We start from the raw sequence: 22,248 nt of genomic DNA, 5'->3' as shown, positions 1-22,248 counted from the left end.
GTGGCAAAGGAGTATACGCCAATATAGGGGATGAGCAGTATAGTATTAGTTTTTAGGTAAATAAAAAAACCGGAGCCCCATTGTAGGTAGGCTCCGGTTCATGCAATTCATTGCCATTCAGCAAAGAATCTAACAACGATATCATTTATTATCCAATGTCGATATTTTTAATGACTCTTGCAGGATTGCCGCCAACAACCACATTGTCTGGAACATCCTTAGTTACTACTGCCCCTGAAGCAACAACGACATTATCTCCAATTTTCACGCCTGGATTAATAACAGCTCGTCCACCAACCCATACATTATTGCCGATCGTCACAGGTTTGGCGTATTCGGGTCCCTTAATCCGTTCGTAAGGGTCCACAGGGTGCGTCGCTGTATACACATGAACACCTGGGCCAAACATACAGTTGTCTCCTATACGCACCTCGCAAACATCGAGAATCGTACAATCAAAGTTTGAAAAGAAGTTTTCACCTACGTGAATGTTATAGCCATAGTCAAATCGGATATTCGCCTCCATACCGATGTTTTTCCCAGTCGACCCAAGCAGTTCTTTAAGCATCTGAACTCTCATCTCTTCATCCGCTTCAGTTGTCTGATTGTATATCCGTGTCATCCTCCTGGCATAGGCTCGCTCACGTACCAGTTCAGCATCCCAAGCTTCATATAGTTCTCCATCCAGCATCTTTTGTTTTTCTGTTTTCATATATTTCCTATCCTCTCATATCGTGAAGTGAATTTTCTGAATTTTGTACCGGTTTTGCGGAGCGAGCCAGAAATCCTGAGACAACAATCCCAATTAGAACTACAATCATTGCACGTAATAACCCAAAATGCTCTCCGAGAAAACCTAGCACTGGTGGACCTACCAAGGATGCAAGATAACCCATTGTAGCCACAGCACTTACTCTTGCAGCAGCACCCCGGGGTTCATCTCCTGCAGCAGACAAACCTACTGGAAAGCCAAGTGAAACGCCGAACCCCCATAAGAGTACACCAGCCGAAGCAAGCAAATAATGCTGGCCCCAGATTACCAAAACCAACCCCAAAATGGCCGAAATTGCGCATCCGGATAATACGCGAACTCTTCCATAACGGTCTAGAAACGCTCCTCCTGCAAAGCGTCCTATTGTCATGGCTGTAACAAACAAGCCATAAATAAAAGAGCCTTCCAATGAACTGACACTATAACCATCTACCATGATGAGCGGCAACCAATCATTAGCAGAACCTTCTGCAAATGCCATTCCTAAAACCATAATTCCAATGAACAACGTCCGCTTTTCTTTCCATACCGCAAACTGTTGCTTGATATTGAATCTTTTTTGATCTGCAGTTTCCTTCTGTTCTCTTCCAGTTCCTTCTGGTAAGAAACGAACGGCATATAAAACTATAACCGCCATCAGCAAGGCGAGGATTGAAAAGTGGATCAGTATCGGAAGACGGATGGCGAGAGCCCCTACTCCTAGTAAGGCTCCAACGAGTGTTCCGACACTAAAAAAGCCATGAAACGCCGGCAAGAGTGTTCGATTCATTGCCTTTTCAACTGCAGCACCCTCAACATTTAATGCCACTTCCGCAGCTCCATAACCGAAACCAAATAACAGCAGTCCGCCTGTAACTACAGATACTGTTGTCGTAGCTGCACCGATTCCAATCGTTATAAAACCTGTGACAATCATGAAAGAACTAATTAAGATGACGAATCGTGCACCTTTACGAACTATCATCGAACCGGCCAAAAGCAAAGCAGCAAGCGAACCTGTTGCTAGTGCAAATATAAGGATACCCATACCAGCAGTTGAAACTTGCAGTAAATCGCGAACATCAGGAGTTCGGGACACCCACGAAGCAAAGATTACCCCTGGTAGAGCAAATAACAGAAATAAGAAGTTACGCACGATTCGGGCGTTTTGGTTATAATTAACACTCATTTATTTGGAGATCCTTGAAATAATACATCGATTATTCTGCGATCCTTAAAATAATACATTTTATCGCGTTCATTAATTTCACGAAGTACGATACATGGATTACCCACGGCTACGACATTTGGAGGAATATCCTTTGTAACAATACTCCCTGCACCAATCACCGTATTATCCCCGATAGAAATGCCGGGAAGTATAATTGCTCCCGCCCCTATCCAGCAGTTTCTCCCAATGTAAACAGGTGCATTGAATTGATATGCTTGTTCTCGAAGCTCAGGTAGAATGGGGTGCCCTGCTGTTGCTATGGTTACATTTGGACCAAACATGGTGTAATCACCAACATGAATATGGGTGTCGTCCACCAAAGTCAAATTAAAATTCGCATAAATATTACTGCCAAAATGAACATGCTTCCCACCCCAATTAGAGTGCAGTGGCGGCTCAATATAGCAACCTTCACCTATTTCTGCAAACATATTTTGAAGTAGAGCTGCTCTCTTGTCATATTCTAATGGCCGTGTCATATTAAAATCATAAAGTCGTTCTAGACAAAGCGTTTGCTCTTTACTGAGTTGTTCATCCCCAGGCAAATATAAACTACCGTTGTGAAGTTTATCTTTAATGTTCATTTGCTGAGCTCCTTCTTTTGGGAATACTGATTTTAGGAATGATGAGTTACCACTCTACCTGATCGAAACGCATGTTTTTGTAATAATATGTTCTGTCGTTTTCCGTGATCTCACGGAGTACCTTGCAGGGATTACCGACGGCGATCACATTAGCCGGAACATCCTTAGTTACGACACTCCCCGCTCCGATCACGCTGCCCGCTCCGATGGTGACTCCTGGAACAATAATCGCGCCACTGCCAATCCAAGCTCCATCCTCGATGACTACGGGCAGAGCAAACATTGCTCCCTCTTTGCGCTTTTCAGGATGTACGGGATGGCTGGTCACAGCGATCGTTACATTTGGACCAAACATCACATCGTTTCCAATGGTAACTTTATAATCGTCTACGACGGTTAAATTAAAGTTGATATACACATTGCTACCTACAGTAGTGTTTGAACCATACGACATGCGAATTGGAGGTTCCATCCATACATTATCGCCCATGCTCCCAAAGAGCTGTTTCATTAAAGACTTGCGTCCTTCCAAATCATCCGGATGCAAGCGATTGATTTCATAACAGAGCGCCTTGCCACGTTGACGTGCACGGGCCAGAGCTTCAGCTTCCTCAGGATAATTATGATCATGATCAGTGAATAGTTGACAGCTTGCCATTCGTTCTTGAATATTCATAGGTTATTCTCCCTTTATAATTCATATTTTTCTTATATATAAGACGAACTTAAGATTCTCACTTAAGCTTGATCGTCACTACGGTGAATGTTTGAACTTCCGGTCGCTGTTGTCACCGAGATTTCCTTTTTTTGACCGCTACTAGCGGTTGAAATCTGGCGACAGCTTAGGCTTCCGATGCGAGCTTTCCTTCGGAAAGCTTTCAGGCGAGCGCTTCGCTCCTACAGTTCCAAACCTTCCCCTTTGTTCCTTCTCGCTCTTTGTTAATTTCTTTTATTCATCTTATATAGAAGCCATAGATCCAATGTTTATACGACTTCCCCAAAATTCCTTGTAATATTGTTTAGCCATTTGTATTGGCGAAATCGAATATACGCCACAGGCAGCTTAATGATTTCATCTAGGCTAATGACGGCGTACAACACAAGGGGAGACACTTGCCAGACAAAAGCACAAAGATAAGCGAGTGGCAATATAATGCCCCACATCACGACAGTATCGCACCAAAAACCAAATTTGGAATCTCCTCCAGCGGTGAAGATACCTGCAATGGTATTAGAATTAAATGACTTTGCAATACAATAATAGGCGCAGATATAAAGCATTCCATTCAATTGATCTTGCGCAACTTCATTTAAATTCACCATGTAGAAAACCAGCGGTTTTATCAACAAAATAGTACAGCCTGCCAGTATCCCGAATATCAGAGCATAGAGATTCATCCTCTTACCTGCTTGCTTCGCTTTCTCAATCTGTCCATTCCCCAGATATTTTCCAATAAGTACAGCTCCACCGCTGGCAATACCTCCACATAGCACAATCGCCAGGTTCTTAACCACCGACGCCACTGAATTTGCCGCCACCATATCAGCACTAACATGACCGATAATCGCTGCCGTCGCAGTCAAAGCTCCACCCCAAACGATATAATTGCCCAGCACGGGTAGGGTATATTTGAAGAAATCCCTTAATAGTTTTCGTTGAATACTATCGCGTACAGGTAAGCGGAAATGGATGGGTCCCCGTGTAAAGGAATGAACAAGACAACAACCGAGTTCAATGAAACGCGCAGTAACTGTAGCGAGAGCAACTGCCGTGATAGCCAGTTCGGGCTCACCCGGAAAGAATACAAATATGCAAAGCGCGTTGAAGATGATGTTTAAGATCAGGCACACAGCACTAATCCAGGCACTAAGTTTCGCATTTTCCATACTTCTGATCACACTGAGATACATCTGCGAGATGCCCATTGCAAGATAAGAGAACGCATTTATTTGCAAAAACCTCGCACCATACGCAATCAAATCGCCATCATCTGTGAAAATTCGCATGAGCCTCTCGGGATATAAAAAGGAAAACGAAAAAAATAAAATAGAAACAATAAACGAGAACAGGCATGCGATGCTTAGAATGCGCTGTATAGTTTGTTGGTCCTTCTTCCCCCAATACTGTGCAGTAAGGATACCAGCCCCTGTAGACAACCCCATATAGAACAGGGTCAATACAAAAGTGATCTGTCCTGCAAGGGATACAGCTGACATTGCAGATTGGCTAATCATACCCAACATGACGATATCTGCTGATACAACCGTTGCAGAAATTAGATTCTGCAATGCAATAGGAATGACCAAAGTCATCAGCTCACGATTGAAAGAAGGATTCAAAGTTGTAATTATTTGTTTGTTTTCGTTCACTTCACAACCCTTCCCCTCATTTAATGATTCATACTATCAAGATAGAATAAATCCATTGTCCTTTTCCACCAATATCGAATATAATCCTATAAAAATCGTATAAAACTCAAAGGAGTACTCCATTTTGAAAAATCCATTAGAAATATTCTCTGATTTATCCGAACGCTTGAATTATAATATCCCTGATTTACCCTTATATATTCGAAAAGGAAGTTTGGATCAGTTTCACAATTATGCGGCTACAGCTCATTGGCATCTGGACGTGGAGTTTATTTACGTTCTCGAAGGATCAATGGACTTTTTTGTTAACGGGCATACTATACGTATTGATCAAGGAAATGGGATTTTCGTGAATAGCAGCCGTTTGCATTTTGGTTTTTCCCACGATCATACCGATTGCTCATACATCGTTGTTGTGATTCATCCCTCGCTTCTTGGCGAAGGTCCATCTCTGGCAAAAACGTACTGGGAAGACAAGTTTAGCGCCATGATGGATAATTTTATATTGCTTACTAACCAAATAGACTGGCACCGAGAAGTACTCACTTCCTTACAAGAAATATATGAGGAAATGCATACGCATTCCGCACCCAATCCCCTTCGTTTAATATCACGGGCTTTAGCACTATGTGCTTGTATTGGAGATCAGGTGCAGCAAAAATCGGGGCATTCTGAGGATGTGCAAATATGGACAAATGTCCAGCAGATGACGAGTTTCATTCATCAAAATTATGAGTATAAAATCACTCTTGATGATATAGCAGCCGCAGGAGCTGTATGTAGAAGCCGCTGCTGTACATTATTTAATAAATACGTAGGCCAAACTCCAACCGTGTACTTGACAAGATACCGCATTCAAAAAAGCTGTGAAATGCTAAAGGAAACGAAACGATCAATATGCGAGATTTCCATTGCTTGTGGTTTTCAAAGCGCAAGTTATTTCACATTTATTTTCCGAAAACAAATGGGCTTGGTTCCGCAGGATTACCGAAAACAAATTATTAAAGAGCAGGGTTAATTAACTGTCTCCGAAAAGATACTTATATATCCCCTACCTACCCGCCAGAACGTGAAGTGGACTCAGGTTTTGCTTATTCCTCCCTGCATGGCAGTATAGGAGATCAAACTCCCTGTAAACACAGCAAAAACCCTTGTTAGCCAGATGAGCGGCCAACAAGGGTTCTGTTTTTGTTTTTGTTTTTGTTTTCACATCACTATCTTTTCTTTTTCTGAAGCAACTTCCCATACAGGTGAAATTGGTCCATGCTATATTGGATATGCAAAGAAACCCCTTCTTTTGGTATGTGGTTGGGTGGCACCTGCATATTACCAAAATAAAGGATTATTTTTGTTTTACAGAATGAGAAAAGGGCTGGCCCTAAGTCATTATTTATGACTTTTGGGACAGCCCAATGCAAGATTATAACGCTTACCAAGGAGTGTCAGAAGCTTTCATTATAATTGTTCCTTTTGGCACTCCTGCTCCACCGTAAACAGTCACTGTGTATTCACCTGAAGGAACAAGCGGATCTTTATCATTATTTATGAAATTTACTCCTACTCCGTCTGCTGCAATGGTTTTATTAAAGATAATTGTACCCTTAGTTTTATGCTTTACTTCAATTCTAAAAGATTTTGCTCCAGTATTTTTTGCATATAAGTTGATATGCGGGAATCCAATATCTATTGTCCATTTATCAGCTGGATCTGCAATAGTATTATTCAATAAATCCCAATTAAAGTTTTTTTGTTGGAGTGCAAAAGGAGTAATTTCAATGACCTCATTTTCTTCTTTGGATACTGTATTCTCATTTGCCGAAACAGCACCAGCAACTCCAGCAATAAGAGAAATAGATAATACACTAGTACCAATAATCTTCATAAATTTGTTTGTCATTCTCGTAACGTCCTCCCAATATAATATTTTTTTGAACACATTGAAATATTAACACACAAAAATTGATTAGGTATATAATCCCAAATAACTAATAATACGACATTTAATGACATGTAATCTTTATATACTAAGAACTAGTTCTATTTCATTTTTTTTGAAAAAAATCTCTTATAAAACAAGACTCTTACATTACTCGACAAGATCCTTGTCAACAAGCTCATGCTAGTGAATCGCTTGTTTTGAAGCTCTGAAGGTCTGGGACGAGCTTTATTTTTGCTATTCCCCTTTGCCCCTATAATTATGTACCTGTATGCTCCACACAAAAAGTAGGTAATTTACAAAAAACGCAGAATTGTTGATTTCAACTCTGCGTTTTGAGTCATTCGATCATCTTTTTTTCAACTTTTCGAGCTAGTTTTAATGCCCCTTGATCAATATATTTCATATAATAATGCGACAAAATAAATAAGGGCACCATGGAAACCATAAACGTAATCGCATAGGCAAGATTATAACTAAAGTGATAAATCATTTTACTAAACAGGAACGCGGAGAACGTATTCAGGAAAGTAAAATGAATGAGGTAAAGAGAAAAAGAAATCTGTCCTAAATAAGCAAACAGTTTCCATCCAAATACCTGCTGTAACACTCTTAAACGAAGCAAGGCAAACAAAATCATAGCAGAACCTAGGGTTCGTGCAAAAAGTCGTGGATCGATGTTAAATTGAATCCATTGATTGATAATTTTTGTACACACTTCTATAGGTGCATACATAGTCCCCATTAATGAAGTATAAGGCGCCGAACCTAAGTAAATCCCCATCAAAAGCACGAGTACTGCCGTTATTTTGCCTTGCATCCATTTGTGCTTGAGCAAGTCGGCAAGCAGCATTCCCCACAAAAAGGCGACAAAATAGGTTTGAATAAAAGCAATGGATAAAACCACATACACAATCCATCTTTTTTTCACTCGTCCAAATAAAGCAAGAAAACCGAATATCAAAAAGGAACCTAATAGCTCATAACTCATTGTCCAAAGAACTGGATTGTATGAATGAGCTTCAAAACGGAAAAACGGATCAAAAATAGCAGCCTTGATCACAGTATATATATTTGTATCTAACGCGTAGTAGTTCTTTTTCATATCAGTCCATGTTGTATCCCATATATCTTGGAGATAAAAGGCATTTGTAATAATAGCTAGATATACAAGCAAGACGGATACCGCTGCCGGTACGGCAAGCCGAATGTACCTTCGTAGGGCGCTGGAATGCAACAATTTTAGAAAGGTCTCACTATCGAGCTCTTTTTCATACATTTTCACACTGAGTACATAACCACTTAGCACAAAAAACAAACAAACAGCAAATTGTCCATTATAAAATAAATTAATCGGAGAATGTCCGTACCAGATATCCCATTTAAAATGAGCTTGTTGCGGTCTTCCATTTAACGCAGCTGGATAAAATACTTGTATGTAGTGCGAAATCACCACAGCAAATGCCGCGAGGCCCCTAATGCCATCCAAATAGAATAGTTTTTTTTCAAAAGTCTCTTTATTCATTTTTCCCCTCTTTTTCCATTAGTGGGGATATTATAACATGCGATGCTGCACGATTAAACATACATCGTTATTAGACTGGATATCTAGGATGTCTAACAAATCCAAAAAGAATGAATGATTGTGCTATGTAACTTTCAAAACTACTTCCTAAATACCAATAAAATAGGCACACTCGCTTCAACCGCGAATGAGCCTATTTTTCAACTGGATTGATCTTTGCCTCAGAATCCAATTCTTATTGACTACGCTTATTATATCTACCAAAAGTTATAATGGTCATCACCATACCCGCAATACCCATTCCAGTCACAATCCCTTGAGCGAAATCCATCAGATTACTACCGTTAGAATGGATAATTTTACTTGCCATTAGCAAAAGAAAAGAGACTGAAAACAGCATTCCTAAACTTTGTTGTTGTTTTTTATTCATTATTTCCACTCCTTAATATTGGTTTGAAGATACGAATTCTTCATTTCCCCTCATAAGTAGGACTATTGACTTCACATCTATACATCAAAATCACCCGTGATACAAGGGTTTAAAATTGTCTTACACATGTGTTGTAAACATATTCCAATTATTCCTTTAAACTGTCCGAACTATAATGGTTACTCACAAATGGGTGAAACCAAATCAAATTTTATAAGCTTTCATCGCTTTTCTAATTTCCTTGATGCTCGGGCGTTTACCATACATCAGGACACCGGTGCGATAGATCTTCGCGGCGAGCCAGCCGAAGAAGAACGTCGTTACCAAGAGAATCGCCAGCGAGACGATAATTTCCCACAACGCTATACTGCCCACACCAATTCGCAGCAACAGAGTCAATGGAGAGGTGAATGGTACAAAGCTTGCAACCTTGACCAGCAGGGTATCTGGGCTAGCGATGCTGAACAAAGGGATGTAGAAAGCTGCAAAGCCCAGCATCATGATCGGCATAATCGCCTGTCCGAGATCCTCCGTACGGCTGACAATGGAGCCAACGGCTGCGTACATAAGAGCGAAGAGGAAGTAGCCCAGGATATACAAGATGATGCCATATGTCAGTAGACCAATATTAAACTGACTGAAATTCAGGTCAAAGTCGCTCATAATGGTCGCATTATGCGGCAGTTTCAGGTTGGCGGCAATTGCCGCGGCGATAATTACAATTTGAGTTAATCCAACCAGGAAGATTCCGATAACTTTACCGAACATCTGCGCCAGTGGCGAAGCGCTTGTGATCAAAATCTCCATAATACGAGAACTCTTCTCCGAAGTAACTTCTGCTGCAATCATATTGCCTGTCATCATGATCGACATAAAGAACAGAATTAAAAGCACATATACTATCACGTAATTGATAGCAGGATGGGATGGTTCTGTTTCTACCTCACCTGTGGCGCTAAGCTGCTTGGTACCAATCGCTACCGGCGTATTCATCGCGCTGATCTGCTCAGGCGTCAGCTTATCTCCGGCGATAAGCTGTGCGTTAACCTGCTGCAATGCCCCTTGCAAATAGGTCTGCACTTCCCCTTTCAGCTTGCCGTCACGGCTGAAGTAAGTCACTTCCTGTAGACCTGAAGCGGATGCTGTTCCCAGAGAGAGGTAACCCTGTACCTTCTCATCATCCAGCGCCTTTTGTAGCTCGGGATCATCACTTGCGGCATAAGAATTCAGTGTGATTTTGGGAATCCCTGCTGGAGGACTATAAGTCTTAAGCAGTTCTGTTGCTGGGTTTCCACCCTCGGCTACAAGTCCGATCACTGTAGCACTTCCTACCGTACCACTAGCGGTATCATCACCCTTGAACACTTTAATCATGTACGGGATATTCATTCCGATACTGAGTAGCAGCACAATAATCAACGTAGTAATCATGAATGATTTCGTTCGTACTTTATTCCTAAAGGTAAAGCCGATAATTGTCCCCATCTTATTCATGAGATTCACCCACCGCCCGGATAAAGATTTGGTTTAAAGTCGGTTCCTTGATTTCAAAATGCTCCACTTCACCCTGTCCGATGGCCTGCTGCAAAATACGCTGTGCGGCCGCCAGCTCGCTGATCGTAACCAGATAGCCTCGTTCCTGCCGCTTAACGGCCGTTACACCTGCAATAGATTCCAGACCGGAAACTTCACCAGGGGTGCGAAGCAGCACCTGTTCACGCGGATACCCCTTCTTGATTTCACGGATCTCACCCTGCACGACGGTATTGGAACGGTCGAGAATGGTGATATTACGGCAGAGCTCTTCGACGTGTTCCATCCGGTGTGTGGAGAAAAGAATACTCGTGCCCTGATCGCGTAATTCCTTGACTGTATCCTTGAGCAGTTCAACATTCACAGGGTCCAGGCCGCTGAATGCTTCATCCAGAATGAGGATTTGAGGTTTATGGACAACTGCGGCGATAAAGCCCATCTTTTGCTGATTTCCTTTGGAAAGCTCTTCAATCCTCTTGTTGTAGTACTCAGGAACTTCGAAGCGGTCCAGCCAATAACGCAGGCTCTTGTCGGCCTCGCTCTTGGACATGCCACGAAGCTGGGCCAAATAAGTGATCTGGTCACTAATCTTTACCTTTGGATACAATCCGCGCTCCTCCGGTAAATAGCCCATGATGCGCTGAAGCTCACTGTTAAATGATTTTCCATTGTAGAGAATCTTGCCTTCATCGGGATAAATCAAACCCAGCACCATGCGCATGGTTGTTGTCTTGCCCGCACCATTGGCACCAAGCAATCCATAAATCTCCCCTTCACTTACCTTCAGGCTAATTTGATTTACAGCGGTTTTCTCTCCATACTGCTTCACTACTTGCTCCAGCTTCAAAGCTTCCATCTTCAGTCCCCTTTCTTGTCATCAACTAGAATTGGACGATATCCCTGTGTCCATAAGCCCAAAATCTCATCCAGCTCCAATACGCGGCTCTTAACTACCTTTACGCCCATATGATGCAAGCGTTCCTCCATTTGCTCAAATTGTCCGGTAACGAACGAGGCCACCCCTTTGGCATCCATTGCATGATTCAGTGTTCCAGGTAGCTCGGCAGACAGTTCCGCAAGCTCCTCTGCATCCGCCACGTTCACCCATACCTCGCTCCAAGCCCCGAACAGGCTGTCTTTGTCCGCCATGCCTAGCAGTTGGCCCTTGTGCATAAGCACAATATAATCGGCCAGTCTTCTTACCTCATCCACAATGTGGGTGGAGATCAGAATCGTCGCATTATGCTGCTCCATATATTTGCGCAATGCCTCTATCATAGCTTTCCAGGCAAAGGGGTCCAGCCCGGAAGAGGGCTCATCGAGCAACAGCAACTGGGGTTTTGCAGCCAGAACTGCAGCAATCTCGAACTTGCGACGCTCCCCCTTGGACATTTTGCCCAGTTTGATATTCCGTGGAACCTCAAAGGTATTCATTAGTTCCTGAAAGTAAGACTGATCCCAATGTGGGTACCAGTGGCTGCGGAAGGCCGCAGCCTCTTCGGCACTCCAGTGATTCTCTTCAGTGAGTGAGTTCTCTGGCACATAGGCTATAGTCTGCCGCACCTCCAGTGGTATGCCTTCGCTATGGGCTTTGTCATACCAGAGAATTTCCCCTTCCTCGGGATGAGTCAGCTGGAGGAGCATTTGTAGCAATGTGCTTTTACCCGAGCCATTTTGTCCGACAAGTGCAATGATATGCCCCTGCGGCAGACTCAGATTGAGTGGGCCAATCGTTTTGTTGCGCCTTTTTTTGCTTACATTCCGCAGCTCGATTGCCAGTTGTGCCATTTCAGTGCCTCCACCTTTCATTCCTGACCTTTATATTTGCGCTCCACGATTTCTTTAAATAACTCTACAAGTTCTTCTCTCGTGCATTGGACCGAATGCGCAACATCCACCGCGGTCTCCAGCGCTTTTGTCACAGCATCCCGCTTATAATTCTCTCTCACACCTTCCCCGACATCAGAGACGAAGGTTCCTGTACCCTGCCGCGTCCGCAGCAGTCCTTCATTTTCCAAGTCTTGATAGACCCTTCGAACCGTAATAACACTGCATTTCAAATCTCCGGCAAATTCACGTATCGAGGGAAGCAATGTTCCTTCTACAATAACGCCGCTGATAATCAGCGACCTTAGCTGCGTCTCTATCTGATGATACAGCGGCTCTGCGCTGTTCTCGTCAATTTGCACCGGTATCCACACGATTCACACCCCGCTTTTCATTCCGGCATCCCGGAATGCTTCCTTGCAATTTTAGCCTCATCATATGAGGTTCCGCCTTTTTAGCCGGTGTAATGTCCATTTGGAGATTACCTGTAGGGCGATCAGACCCACCAGCAGCATCCCCCACATCACCGGAGATAACAGACCCCATTCCTTCGAACTTTCTATGGTAAAGATGAACAGATTCCCACCCGATAACCAGATGATCACTGCTGTCGCCAGCGAGAGCGCCATGATGAGCATGGTAAGCCAGCCGTAGGCTTTGCCACTGAATAAGAACTCAATGTAGATATACACGCCTGCAATCATCAGACCATAACCGATCCAGGTAAAGGCGAAGGAAAGATATTCGGTCCAGTTCAAGTTCGCCTGAATATGTTCACCAATAGCATAGATCAATCCGAAGAACAGGATACCGTTCAAGCCAAAGGAAAGGAAGGTTTGGATTTTTCTTTTGCTCACAATAACCTCCATCGGGATCGGGAGACTCTTCAGATACATAAGCATCTTGGTATAGGAGTCCTGACTCCAATATTTCATGGTCCTGCGAGAATATGTGAAGCCTAGTACCGGAACTACAGTCAGCAGCATGAAATCTGCCAAGACATCCCGGTCTTTCCCACCCAACGTGTCATTCAGAATAAGCGCCGTCAAACCGCCCAGATATCCCATAAAGAAAAGCGAAAACGCTGCTGCAAATAAGATCTTTGACTTATCCCCCCGAAAATCACCGAAGATAATGAACCAAGACTGCTTGAATGTCCTCATAAACAGTTACCTCGCTTTAGCATCTCAATTTGAAAAGTAATGAGTTCTGCACTGTGTTACCTGTGCTTACTGTATATATCTATATACACAGTATATGCCCTTTATTTTCCATCGTCAACCTTTAAATCAAAATAAATTGCAGCTAATCTTTCTGATCAATAAAAAAAGCCGGACACTTCCGTGTCCGGTTCGCACTTTTATTACTTGATTAATCAGTATTACCAAATGAGTCATCATAAGATGGCAACTACTCTTAAAAATCTATTTTTCTGCTTTTTGATTAACTTTCCGAGAAAAAGTGTATTAAATTCTTTATAATTCGACAAATGAATGTCGGGTTATTAAAATGATGTCGTACAATATCACTTATGCGACATTTTTAGTGCTAAATATAGGTCTGTTTCGCATTTATGCATACACACAATACTATGTAAGTATTATAGGTCATTTGTATATTACTGTATAGTTATTATAAGATAATGCTTCAATTTTTTGTCTGAATTTGTCTTATTCAATAACATCCCGCAGACAATCCTCCACAAAATCTGGAGCTGCTTTTTGGATCTGCTGAACAGTGTGCAGATATCGCTGTGTAGTGTTGATATGCGAGTGCCCCAGATTCTCCTGTACTTGCTGTAGAGAGGCCCCTTGCAGCAGAGCTAGTGTAGCATTAGTATGCCGCAGCCAGTGGGGGGTTAGTTTTTTCTCAATGAAACTGTACTCTCCTGCATTCTTAATAATCCGCTCTACCTGCCTTGAGGACAGCGGGAACATGAGCAGTTCAGGATCGGGCACAGCATTCCCCACCGGTGAGTTTGCCAGTTCAGAGTAAAGCTCCCACAGCATGGCGGGCACTTTGATCTCCCTTCTTTTACCGCCCTTCGCATTGGCAATGGTCAGCCAGATCGAGGTTTCCAGCGGGTCAGAGTGAAAATCCCCCCATTTCATCGCGGTAAGCTCCGAAACACGCAGGCCCAAGAGGACTAGTGTTAGCCCGATCAGATAATTCCTCAAGCTTTGTTTCTGTAGCTGACGGAGCAGGGCACCCACTTCTCTTTTGGTGAGAAAATTCTTTCGGCTTGTGATCGTGATCGTTGGAATACGCACGCTGGCCGTGGGATTGTTACTGAAAAAGGCGATGTGCTGATCACTACCCCATTTATAAAATGATTTAAGCGGTGCGATAAAGGCAGCGATGCTGGCAGGAGCCAATGTTCTTGGATAACTATATCCCCCCTGCGTCAGGAAAAGCTTGTACGCCTCGATCTCCCTCCATGTGATCTCCCTTAAAGGTTGGTTAGAAATAAATTTGCGAAATGCAGCAAGGGCCCGCTCATAATTGCGTCTTGTATTAGCCGTTCTGCAGCAGGTTGCCAAGAACATCTGGACGATTTGATCATCAGTGGTTGATGTCTCGTCATACGCTGCCAAAGCTACCTGAAAACTACTTGAAATCGTCCGTTCTATAGCCATTCCATTACTCCTTCGCTCAAAATAAATGTCGCATAAGTGATATTGTACGACATTTTTCTGCTGTCTTTCTTCTATTTCCGTACAGTTTGCACGCTTACTACTTGATCAGATGAGGGTTTTGCCAAGAGGTTGAGGAGGGAGAATAGGTTGGGGGAATTAGCCGCACTAGTCAAAAAGGTGCATATTGCTCTAACGGAAGAGGCCCATGTGAGCGTTTGGATGAATTTTTTACGGGAAAAACACCCGGAAACGCACAGGCATTCCATTAGAGTAGCCATGATGGCAGAAGAACTGGCAGGCTCCATGAAACTAATAGAGAAAGAGAAAAATATCCTGGTAAGAGGATGCTTTCTGCACGACATCGGCAAGTCTCTCATTCCCGTGGAGATTCTTGACCAACAAGAACCTTTGACGGAGGAACAGTGGAACATCCTGAAGATGCACCCGTTGATCGGAGCCGAGCTTGCCAAAGATTTCCCCAGTATAGACAGCGGAGTGACCGACGTAATCCGGTATCACCATGAACGCTGGGACGGCAAGGGTTATCCCTACGGGCTGAAAGGCGAAGACATCCCCTTTCTTGCTCGGGTCTGTTCTGTCATTGATTCCTATGACGCCATGCAATCCTTCCGCCCATATCGGGAACGAACCTCTATCCAGCAGGCTAAGGATGAACTCCGCGCTCACGCTGGCACACAGTTTGACAGCCAGATCGTAGATCAGTTCCTGCTACTCACAGATCTACAATTGACGGTATAGCACAGATTTCCCAGCAGGAAAGCGGTCTCATAAAGAGTATACATAATCTTCTCTTTCCTGATAAAAAACAGGCCTGTGGCTGCATGCTTCCGGGCAGGAGACATACAAATCCACTAGGCCTGTTCCGCTGGCGTCTATGCGCCCATAATGACTTCCCATACCGGCTTCGTATGACCGCCCGGATACAACATGTACAGCAGCACATACACCATAACGCCCGTAATGGCGGTAATGAACCAAATTACAGAGGTCACTCTTCCCCATTTGCGATGCTTAGCATACTTCGCCTTGAACCCCAGCGTAAGCGTAGTTAACCCGAATACAGCAGCCACGGTGGCCAGTACAATATGGAAGATCAGAAACACCTGATAAATGGTCTTCAGTTCGTCCGGTCCACCCCATGAAGTGTTCCCCACAAACAGCGTTCTCGAAACATAAACAATAAAGAACAGCAGAGCAGCGACAGCGGCAGCAATCATTGTATTCTTGTGCGCTTCGCGTTTGCCCTTGATGATGAGTCCCCAGCCAATCGCTACCAACACCGCACTAAGCACGATGAATGACGTACTGATCGTTGGAAACAACGTAAAAATATCCATGATTATCCCCCTCGGCATTCCCAGCTATCACGGATCAAACGACACCTTCCAGCCCGGAAGAGGTTCCGGAGTCTTCCCTGTCGTCTTGTCCGTTCTCTTTTTTATACCAATGATAGAACACATAAGCAAGCATCGAGGCGAAAATAAATTCCTGAATGAACTTCATCGCGATGCCGCCCACCTGCTGATCCACCTTTGGTGACAGCCATCCGAAGAACGTCGGACCCCCAAATGCCTTCAAGAGCGCAGCGGGGTCACCGGACACACAGTAGCCCATCGCCTTAGCCCAAGTATCAGGATCACTGTAAGTGGCATAGAGTGGTTGATCGGCAAAAATAATCAATCCGCAAGCCGGCGTCAGTAGCACCATGTTCAGGAAGATAAAGCCGCTTTTGCCGAGTCCTGAAGCCATCTTGCGTTCTGGCAGCGGGTTAATCAGCGTCCACCACATTAAGGCAGCTGTCAGGAAGAGGATCATATAATAGAGACGGTGAACCGTAAAATGCAGCATAACATAATCATGAATCACCGGCACGTGGTACAGCGAAAATAATCCGTTGAACAACAGTGCCGCCACCACCGGATGGGCCAAAAACGACAGACGCCGCAAAGGATTGGCCTTCAAGGCTGCCCTCCAAATCCAGTCGGGAATACCTAACATGATCAAGGGCACCGCGACAAGATAGGACAAGGCCATACTCAGCATATGAAAAGAGAACATGATATGCCCCAGTAAGCTAACTGGCCCCCCCTGGGCCAAATACAGTGCCAGCATCCCACATAGAAACAGGGTTCTGCGAAAGAACGATACGGGCGCAGCACCGGAGAACCGTGACGACAATGGTCCAATCAATACAAAATAGGCTGCTGTAACCAACAGCATCCCCGCCAAAAACAACGGGCTCCATAAATCAGCAAAGCTAAAATACTGTAATCCCAGCATGTCTTATTTATGCCTCCTTAGCAGGGAAGCGGGTAATAAGGTCTTCATTTGCGTAGCCATAATGCCAAAAAGAGGGGGCATGAACTGCCCGCCTCTTCCGCAAATCACCTTTAGTCCCACCATACCCAGTAGAGTGACATGACAATACAAGTACCTGCTACAAAAAATCCACCGATCATGAACAGGATGGGCAGCATATGCCCTTTATCCTTCAAGTGCATCCAGTACCCCATCTGCACAAACACTTGCAGTACAGCCATTACCAACAGGAGAATCACCGCGAACGATGCATTGACTCCTCCTGCCGCTACTGCAGCGAAAGCGATCAAGGTCAGTACAATCGAAAAGATGAATACTACAATATGCTTTTGTGGTCCTTCATGCCGGTAGCGGTGCTTGACTCCGCTTTGTGGTGTATCTTGATCCGTCGTCATGATCTAACCCACCTTTCCGAGCAGGTATACCACTGTGAAGATGAATACCCAGACCACGTCGATAAAGTGCCAGTACATGGCTGAGACATAAATCTTCGGCGCAGTGATAACGTTCAGTCCCTTGCGAGACAGTTGAGCGATCAGAATTCCGATCCAGACAATCCCGAAGGCAACGTGTGCGCCGTGGAACCCAACTAGCGTGTAGAACGCGGAGCTGAATGCACTTGTAGTCATTCCAAATTCTTCATGTCTTATATACTCACTGAACTCATAGATTTCCAGTCCAAGAAAGCCGAGTCCCAGCAGCACAGTAAGCAGCAGCCAGTTCCGCAGCACAGCCGGACGATTCCGGTGCATCGCCTGGATGGCAAATACGCTCGTTAGACTGCTCACTAACAGGATGAAGGTTGCCGCTGCAACCAATGGCAGATGAAATAGTTCATTAGCCGTGGGGCCTTCATTGGTCTGATTGCGCAGGGCCAGGAAGGTGGCGAACAGTGTGCCGAAGAGCACCGCTTCCCCGCCCAGGAATAGCCAGAAGGCGAGAACTTTATTGCGTCCCTCCAGGGTCGCTTTTTCCGGTTCGTGTGGAAGCGCGCCGTTAGCTGCTTCTGCGTGTGCCGTTGTCATTCCATCCTCACCCCTCTTCCAACTCTTCAGGTTCAATATGCCAGCCGTGATCATCGAACACGGAACGCAGCACCATCGACCCGAATGTAATGAGAAGCCCGATTGCCGTTACAATGTAATTATTGAAAATAAAGCTCATAAATGCGTTGCCGAAATCATCCCTGCTGAACATAAATCCAAGTCCCGCTATGAAGATTCCCACGGACATGACGAACGGCAGTGCGGTTGCGGAAGGCATGTGGATGGAACCGACTGGCTCCGCAGGTGTCATCCCTTTATGTCCTGCTGTTTTTTCTTTCCAGAGAGCATCAACGCCGCGCACTAGCGGCGTTTGCTTGAAGTTATACTCCGGTGGCGGAGAAGGAATGCTCCACTCCAATGTACGACCGTCTTCCCAAGGATCGTCTGCGACACCCACAGATTTTCTGGAAGTCAGGAATACGTTGGTCAGGAAGATAATCATTCCCACACCCATCAGACCCGCACCGATCGTACTAATCAGGTTCAGGAGATCAAACTGCTGGTTCGGCAGATACGTGAAGACACGGCGCTGCATGCCCATCAGTCCAAGGAAGTGCTGAACAAAGAACGTCATATGGAACCCAAGAATGAAGGTCCAGAAGGTCCACTTGCCGAGCTTCTCGCTTAGCATGCGTCCGAACATCTTCGGCCACCAGTAATGCAGCCCGCCAAACAGCCCGAGTACTAGGCCGCCTACGATAACATAGTGAAAATGTGCTACGACAAAATATGTGTCATGGAACTGAAAGTCGGCTGGTGCAGACGCCAGCATGACCCCGGTGACACCGCCCATTGTAAAGGTTGGAATGAAACCAGCTGCGAAGAGATTCGGCGTGGTGAAACGCACCTGTCCACCCCACATCGTGAAAAGCCAGTTGAAGATTTTGATTCCGGTAGGTACGGCAATAAGCATCGTCGAGACCGAGAACAGCGCATTTGCGACCGGTCCAAGCCCTGTAGTGAACATATGATGCGCCCAGACCATGAATCCGAGAAAGGCGATCAAAATCGTAGCGAAGACCATTGAGCTATATCCGAACAGACGCTTGCGCGAGAAGGTCGGAATAATCTCGGAGATGATCCCGAACGCAGGCAGGATCAGGATATACACTTCGGGATGTCCGAAAATCCAGAAGATATGCTGCCAAAGCACGGGGTTACCGCCGGCACCAACCTCGAAGAAGTTCGCTCCAAGGATTCGGTCAAAAGTCAGTAGTACCAGGCCCACCGTAATGGCCGGAAAAGCGAAGAGAATAATAGCGGAAGTAATAAATGTGGTCCAAGCAAACATCGGCATCCGCATGTAGGACATTCCCGGCGCACGCATTGTGATAATGGTTGCCAGAAAGTTAATGCCCCCAATCAGGGTACCTAAGCCCGCGATCTGCAAGCCGATAGTATAAAAGTCTACTCCGTGTGTCGTACTATAAGTGCTGGTAGACAATGGCGCGTAGGCTGTCCAGCCGGCATCAGGTGCACCACCCATAACCCAGCTGAGATTGAGCAGCAGGCCGCCGAACAGGAAGGTCCAAAAGCCAAGCGCATTAAGAAAAGGAAAAGCAACGTCGCGTGCCCCGATCTGTAGCGGAATGACCGCATTCATTAGGGCGAAGATAATCGGCATAACGCCAAGGAAGATCATCGTGGTTCCGTGCATCGTAATCAACTCATTGAAGAGCTGAGCGTTCAGAAAGGTATTCATCGGCTTGATGAGCTGAATTCGGATCAGGATCGCTTCCAGACCGCCGATGCCAAAAAACAAACCTCCGGCCCATAAATACAGAATTGCAATCTTCTTGTGATCGACGGTGGTGATCCAATCCATCAGTCCGGTGTGCCGTTTGACGGTGTGACCATGCTTCAACGGCTTGGAATGGTTCAGGACAGGAGCTGCTTGAGCCAAGATTCGTACCCCCTTTTCAAAATTGCTGCTTGGTTTAATGGTTGAAAGGACTAGTTCAATTTGTAATTAGCCAGGTAATGGGCAATGCCGTCAATCTCTTCATCGGTCAGTCCCAAATCCTTGGGGCTTGGCATCAGATTGTTCGGCTTCACGCTCTTAGGATCATGCAGCCAGGTCTTCAAGTTCTCCTCAACAGAAGCACCCTCTACTCCTGAATCATCATTGATCAAGATCCCAGCTATGGCTTCCCGTGAGCCAATCCCCGTCAGGTTCGGTCCAACAGATAACCCCTGATCACCAACCGCATGGCATTTCAGACATTGGTCCTTGAAGGTCTTGGCCAGGGCTGGATCTTCAGGAAGCACCGCTGCCGGTTTCTTCATGCCGTCGATCCATTTCTGAAATGCTTCTTCACTGACGGACTTGACCTTAAACTCCATCAGACCGTGAGAAGGTCCGCACAGCTCCGCGCACTTGCCTCGGTAAACGCCTTCATTTGGCGCACTGAAGCTAAAGCGGTTAATGGTACCCGCCGGGTTCGTATCCAGCTTACCAGAGAGCGATGGCACCCAAAAGGAGTGTATTACATCGGCTGTCTTCAGTTCAAAGGCAATATCCTTTCCCTTAGGAATCACCAGATCCTGCGCCGTAGTTACGCCATAATCAGGGTACTCAAACTCCCACCAGTATTGGTGACCTGTTACCTTTACTTTAATTGCATTTTTGTCATTCCAATGATCATTACCGGCAGCAAACACCGCTTTTACCGTTGGAACCGCCAGAACAACTACCAAAATCAGCGGAATCACGGTCCATAGAATCTCCAGCTTGATGCTGCCCTCCACCTGTTCAGGAATCTCGCTCTGTCCCGGCTTTCTGCGGAACCGGATCATCACAAACGCCGCGATGGAGAAGACAATCAGCAGCACGATAACCATAATGGTAATCGACAGTTTCATGAGTCCGTACGAGGTTTCTGCCGCCGGTCCCTGCGGCCTGAGTGCCGACAAGTCCGCGCGTCCGCAACCGGTAAGAAGAATGAGTCCAAAAACTGCGATCATGGGAAGGAGTCGCCTTACAGCCTGCCACGTTTTCATCATAGATCTACCCCGCTTTTCCCGATTTCATAATTTACCGTATTTTCCCTGTCAATTATAACAATCACTATTAATATAAGTTTAAGGGGGTGTTTTGTCAATCGTTCACAGCTAGTTCACAAAGTCTTTTTAAAAGGCAAAAATGCTTGTCATTACTGAGTTTATTAACGTTTTTTGAAAACGTATACAAACTAAATTACACACTGTAACCGATTACATTTAAAAATGTGTCTATTAATTCATTTGACTATTTTATACGTCTGGTTGTTGGATAAAAATTCATGTATTCATTACTGGGCTTGCTTACAACGGATTTTCTTCCACTTTTCACCAGCGTTTGAACACAAAAAAACCGCTTCCTGAAGCGGCACGCCGCCGGACACGGTTTATGAGAATCCTCATGGATGTAGTTACTCAGAATGTTGTCGTAAGAACGTCTGGGTGATGATCCTCTCTTGTATTTAGGAGACGGATGAATTCATCTTTACCAGTTCATGCTCTACGACCATGGTCAGCTCTTCTTCATAGCCTCCCGTAATCCGATACTTTCGGACGTACTCCTTTACGAATTTCTTGGGATCTTTGGGCCGGAAAATACGTGTCATTTCCCGTAGACTTTCCTTAACTTCGTTATGACCTTTACTTGCCATGATCAGTTCCCTCCCAAAACATTGAAAATGAATGCTCCGTTGTAGAGAATGCATGATGAAAAGTCCGCCGTAACTCCGAAATGCAAGTCAGTATCCGTTACACATACGTAGCTCGCACTATCCGCTTGACGCTGTTCCAATACTTACTGACCGTGGATACATCATCTTGCAGGAGAAGCAGGTTCGTCGTGATTTTGGGCTGAGAGCTTGAGATGCCTGTAATGAAAGCACCTCGACACTTTAATTACCCGAAGAGCCACTTACTGAATCACTCCTTTCGGGCCTTATCGTTATATTGTATCATATTCCGGCGCAACTTCCACCTTTCCATGTAAAATGTGCTTATGGGAAATATTTTTATTTTATGTCATCGAATAGGGGTAAACTTT

The 22,248-nt window shown here is 44.9% G+C and carries 23 protein-coding genes; 2 read left to right on the top strand and 21 right to left on the bottom strand.

Translation table 11 applies throughout. From position 1 onward, the window contains the following. Window positions 1–148: 148 nt before the first annotated feature. From ACFVRY_RS11845 to ACFVRY_RS11825, 5 genes are all read right to left on the bottom strand, one after another. Window positions 149–712, bottom strand: coding sequence for a sugar O-acetyltransferase (locus tag ACFVRY_RS11845; RefSeq protein WP_387500383.1), 564 nt, complete (start codon window positions 710–712; stop codon window positions 149–151). Window positions 713–719: 7 nt separating this feature from the next. Next, window positions 720–1,940: an MFS transporter gene (locus ACFVRY_RS11840; RefSeq protein WP_387500382.1), complete on the bottom strand. Its 1,221-nt coding sequence runs from the start codon at window positions 1,938–1,940 to the stop codon at window positions 720–722. Next, entirely contained in the window at window positions 1,937–2,566 is a 630-nt protein-coding gene (locus tag ACFVRY_RS11835; RefSeq protein ID WP_387500381.1) for a sugar O-acetyltransferase, read from the bottom strand. The genes ACFVRY_RS11840 and ACFVRY_RS11835 overlap by 4 nt, the downstream gene beginning before the upstream one ends. Before the next feature lie 46 nt (window positions 2,567–2,612). Further along, a complete protein-coding gene (locus tag ACFVRY_RS11830; protein ID WP_387500380.1) occupies window positions 2,613–3,242 on the bottom strand; it encodes a sugar O-acetyltransferase in 630 nt (209 codons plus the stop codon). 308 nt (window positions 3,243–3,550) lie between these two features. Then, a complete protein-coding gene (locus ACFVRY_RS11825; protein ID WP_387500378.1) occupies window positions 3,551–4,936 on the bottom strand; it encodes an MATE family efflux transporter in 1,386 nt (461 codons plus the stop codon). 124 nt (window positions 4,937–5,060) lie between these two features. Here ACFVRY_RS11825 and ACFVRY_RS11820 point away from each other — a divergent pair, with 124 nt between their 5' ends. Then, window positions 5,061–5,954: a helix-turn-helix domain-containing protein gene (locus tag ACFVRY_RS11820; protein WP_387500377.1), complete on the top strand. Its 894-nt coding sequence runs from the start codon at window positions 5,061–5,063 to the stop codon at window positions 5,952–5,954. Between the two features lie 411 nt (window positions 5,955–6,365). Here the strand turns inward: ACFVRY_RS11820 and ACFVRY_RS11815 are convergent, their stop codons facing one another. The 9 genes from ACFVRY_RS11815 to ACFVRY_RS11775 all read right to left on the bottom strand — a co-directional run bounded on the left by ACFVRY_RS11815 (window position 6,366) and on the right by ACFVRY_RS11775 (window position 14,823). Then, on the bottom strand, window positions 6,366–6,833 hold the full coding sequence (locus tag ACFVRY_RS11815; protein ID WP_387500376.1) for a hypothetical protein: 468 nt from the start codon (window positions 6,831–6,833) through the stop codon (window positions 6,366–6,368). A gap of 379 nt (window positions 6,834–7,212) precedes the next feature. After that, window positions 7,213–8,397: an acyltransferase family protein gene (locus ACFVRY_RS11810; RefSeq protein ID WP_387500375.1), complete on the bottom strand. Its 1,185-nt coding sequence runs from the start codon at window positions 8,395–8,397 to the stop codon at window positions 7,213–7,215. 235 nt (window positions 8,398–8,632) lie between these two features. Further along, window positions 8,633–8,827: a hypothetical protein gene (locus ACFVRY_RS11805; protein WP_387500374.1), complete on the bottom strand. Its 195-nt coding sequence runs from the start codon at window positions 8,825–8,827 to the stop codon at window positions 8,633–8,635. A gap of 204 nt (window positions 8,828–9,031) precedes the next feature. Continuing rightward, window positions 9,032–10,321, bottom strand: coding sequence for an ABC transporter permease (locus ACFVRY_RS11800; protein WP_387500373.1), 1,290 nt, complete (start codon window positions 10,319–10,321; stop codon window positions 9,032–9,034). Further along, on the bottom strand, window positions 10,314–11,216 hold the full coding sequence (locus tag ACFVRY_RS11795; RefSeq protein WP_387500372.1) for an ABC transporter ATP-binding protein: 903 nt from the start codon (window positions 11,214–11,216) through the stop codon (window positions 10,314–10,316). Before ACFVRY_RS11795 ends, ACFVRY_RS11800 begins: the two co-directional genes overlap by 8 nt. A 2-nt stretch (window positions 11,217–11,218) precedes the next feature. Continuing rightward, window positions 11,219–12,148 (bottom strand): ATP-binding cassette domain-containing protein, encoded by a 930-nt coding sequence (locus ACFVRY_RS11790; RefSeq protein WP_387500371.1) that lies wholly within the window; start codon window positions 12,146–12,148, stop codon window positions 11,219–11,221. Window positions 12,149–12,165: 17 nt separating this feature from the next. Beyond that, entirely contained in the window at window positions 12,166–12,561 is a 396-nt protein-coding gene (locus tag ACFVRY_RS11785) for a GntR family transcriptional regulator (RefSeq protein WP_387500370.1), read from the bottom strand. A 60-nt stretch (window positions 12,562–12,621) separates the two neighbouring features. Continuing rightward, window positions 12,622–13,350, bottom strand: coding sequence for an ABC-2 transporter permease (locus tag ACFVRY_RS11780; protein WP_387500368.1), 729 nt, complete (start codon window positions 13,348–13,350; stop codon window positions 12,622–12,624). 507 nt (window positions 13,351–13,857) lie between these two features. Beyond that, window positions 13,858–14,823, bottom strand: a complete 966-nt coding sequence (locus ACFVRY_RS11775) for a tyrosine-type recombinase/integrase (protein ID WP_387500365.1) — start codon at window positions 14,821–14,823, stop codon at window positions 13,858–13,860. 147 nt (window positions 14,824–14,970) lie between these two features. On the opposite strand from ACFVRY_RS11775, the gene ACFVRY_RS11770 reads away from it, so the two are divergent. Then, window positions 14,971–15,582 (top strand): HD-GYP domain-containing protein, encoded by a 612-nt coding sequence (locus ACFVRY_RS11770; protein WP_387500363.1) that lies wholly within the window; start codon window positions 14,971–14,973, stop codon window positions 15,580–15,582. A 134-nt stretch (window positions 15,583–15,716) separates the two neighbouring features. Here ACFVRY_RS11770 and ACFVRY_RS11765 read toward each other — a convergent pair whose 3' ends face one another. From ACFVRY_RS11765 to ACFVRY_RS11735, 7 genes are all read right to left on the bottom strand, one after another. Continuing rightward, entirely contained in the window at window positions 15,717–16,181 is a 465-nt protein-coding gene (locus tag ACFVRY_RS11765; protein ID WP_066374639.1) for a DUF420 domain-containing protein, read from the bottom strand. Window positions 16,182–16,215: 34 nt separating this feature from the next. Then, on the bottom strand, window positions 16,216–17,124 hold the full coding sequence (gene ctaG / locus ACFVRY_RS11760) for a cytochrome c oxidase assembly factor CtaG (protein ID WP_387500361.1): 909 nt from the start codon (window positions 17,122–17,124) through the stop codon (window positions 16,216–16,218). A 110-nt stretch (window positions 17,125–17,234) separates the two neighbouring features. After that, the gene (locus tag ACFVRY_RS11755) at window positions 17,235–17,558 is read right to left on the bottom strand and encodes a cytochrome C oxidase subunit IV family protein (protein WP_387500359.1); all 324 of its coding nucleotides are present in this window, start codon (window positions 17,556–17,558) and stop codon (window positions 17,235–17,237) included. 3 nt (window positions 17,559–17,561) lie between these two features. Next, window positions 17,562–18,188 carry a cytochrome c oxidase subunit 3 gene (locus ACFVRY_RS11750; protein ID WP_387500357.1) on the bottom strand — a complete coding sequence of 209 codons (627 nt, stop codon included), beginning with the start codon at window positions 18,186–18,188 and terminating at the stop codon, window positions 17,562–17,564. A 7-nt stretch (window positions 18,189–18,195) separates the two neighbouring features. Next, window positions 18,196–20,034: a cytochrome c oxidase subunit I gene (gene ctaD, locus ACFVRY_RS11745; RefSeq protein WP_387500491.1), complete on the bottom strand. Its 1,839-nt coding sequence runs from the start codon at window positions 20,032–20,034 to the stop codon at window positions 18,196–18,198. 128 nt (window positions 20,035–20,162) lie between these two features. Beyond that, window positions 20,163–21,212, bottom strand: a complete 1,050-nt coding sequence (gene coxB, locus ACFVRY_RS11740) for a cytochrome c oxidase subunit II (protein WP_387500354.1) — start codon at window positions 21,210–21,212, stop codon at window positions 20,163–20,165. A gap of 458 nt (window positions 21,213–21,670) precedes the next feature. Next, window positions 21,671–21,859: a hypothetical protein gene (locus tag ACFVRY_RS11735; protein ID WP_042123803.1), complete on the bottom strand. Its 189-nt coding sequence runs from the start codon at window positions 21,857–21,859 to the stop codon at window positions 21,671–21,673. Between the last annotated feature and the right edge of the window lie 389 nt (window positions 21,860–22,248).

This window comes from Paenibacillus sp. NPDC057934, from assembly GCF_042887565.1.
GTDB lineage: Bacteria > Bacillota > Bacilli > Paenibacillales > Paenibacillaceae > Paenibacillus_AQ.
This window is presented reverse-complemented; position numbering and strand designations above follow the sequence as displayed.

What these genes read in the sequence shown, in the direction of transcription:
- ACFVRY_RS11845 (WP_387500383.1), bottom strand. Translation starts at nt 712, where the DNA reads ATGAAAACAGAAAAACAAAAGATGCTGGATGGAGAACTATATGAAGCT.
- ACFVRY_RS11840 (WP_387500382.1), bottom strand. Translation starts at nt 1,940, where the DNA reads ATGAGTGTTAATTATAACCAAAACGCCCGAATCGTGCGTAACTTCTTA.
- ACFVRY_RS11835 (WP_387500381.1), bottom strand. Translation starts at nt 2,566, where the DNA reads ATGAACATTAAAGATAAACTTCACAACGGTAGTTTATATTTGCCTGGG.
- ACFVRY_RS11830 (WP_387500380.1), bottom strand. Translation starts at nt 3,242, where the DNA reads ATGAATATTCAAGAACGAATGGCAAGCTGTCAACTATTCACTGATCAT.
- ACFVRY_RS11815 (WP_387500376.1), bottom strand. Translation starts at nt 6,833, where the DNA reads ATGACAAACAAATTTATGAAGATTATTGGTACTAGTGTATTATCTATT.
- ACFVRY_RS11810 (WP_387500375.1), bottom strand. Translation starts at nt 8,397, where the DNA reads ATGAATAAAGAGACTTTTGAAAAAAAACTATTCTATTTGGATGGCATT.
- ACFVRY_RS11805 (WP_387500374.1), bottom strand. Translation starts at nt 8,827, where the DNA reads ATGAATAAAAAACAACAACAAAGTTTAGGAATGCTGTTTTCAGTCTCT.
- ACFVRY_RS11800 (WP_387500373.1), bottom strand. Translation starts at nt 10,321, where the DNA reads ATGAATAAGATGGGGACAATTATCGGCTTTACCTTTAGGAATAAAGTA.
- ACFVRY_RS11795 (WP_387500372.1), bottom strand. Translation starts at nt 11,216, where the DNA reads ATGGAAGCTTTGAAGCTGGAGCAAGTAGTGAAGCAGTATGGAGAGAAA.
- ACFVRY_RS11790 (WP_387500371.1), bottom strand. Translation starts at nt 12,148, where the DNA reads ATGGCACAACTGGCAATCGAGCTGCGGAATGTAAGCAAAAAAAGGCGC.
- ACFVRY_RS11780 (WP_387500368.1), bottom strand. Translation starts at nt 13,350, where the DNA reads ATGAGGACATTCAAGCAGTCTTGGTTCATTATCTTCGGTGATTTTCGG.
- ACFVRY_RS11775 (WP_387500365.1), bottom strand. Translation starts at nt 14,823, where the DNA reads ATGGCTATAGAACGGACGATTTCAAGTAGTTTTCAGGTAGCTTTGGCA.
- ACFVRY_RS11765 (WP_066374639.1), bottom strand. Translation starts at nt 16,181, where the DNA reads ATGGATATTTTTACGTTGTTTCCAACGATCAGTACGTCATTCATCGTG.
- ctaG (WP_387500361.1), bottom strand. Translation starts at nt 17,124, where the DNA reads ATGCTGGGATTACAGTATTTTAGCTTTGCTGATTTATGGAGCCCGTTG.
- ACFVRY_RS11755 (WP_387500359.1), bottom strand. Translation starts at nt 17,558, where the DNA reads ATGACGACGGATCAAGATACACCACAAAGCGGAGTCAAGCACCGCTAC.
- ACFVRY_RS11750 (WP_387500357.1), bottom strand. Translation starts at nt 18,188, where the DNA reads ATGACAACGGCACACGCAGAAGCAGCTAACGGCGCGCTTCCACACGAA.
- ctaD (WP_387500491.1), bottom strand. Translation starts at nt 20,034, where the DNA reads ATGGATTGGATCACCACCGTCGATCACAAGAAGATTGCAATTCTGTAT.
- coxB (WP_387500354.1), bottom strand. Translation starts at nt 21,212, where the DNA reads ATGATGAAAACGTGGCAGGCTGTAAGGCGACTCCTTCCCATGATCGCA.
- ACFVRY_RS11735 (WP_042123803.1), bottom strand. Translation starts at nt 21,859, where the DNA reads ATGGCAAGTAAAGGTCATAACGAAGTTAAGGAAAGTCTACGGGAAATG.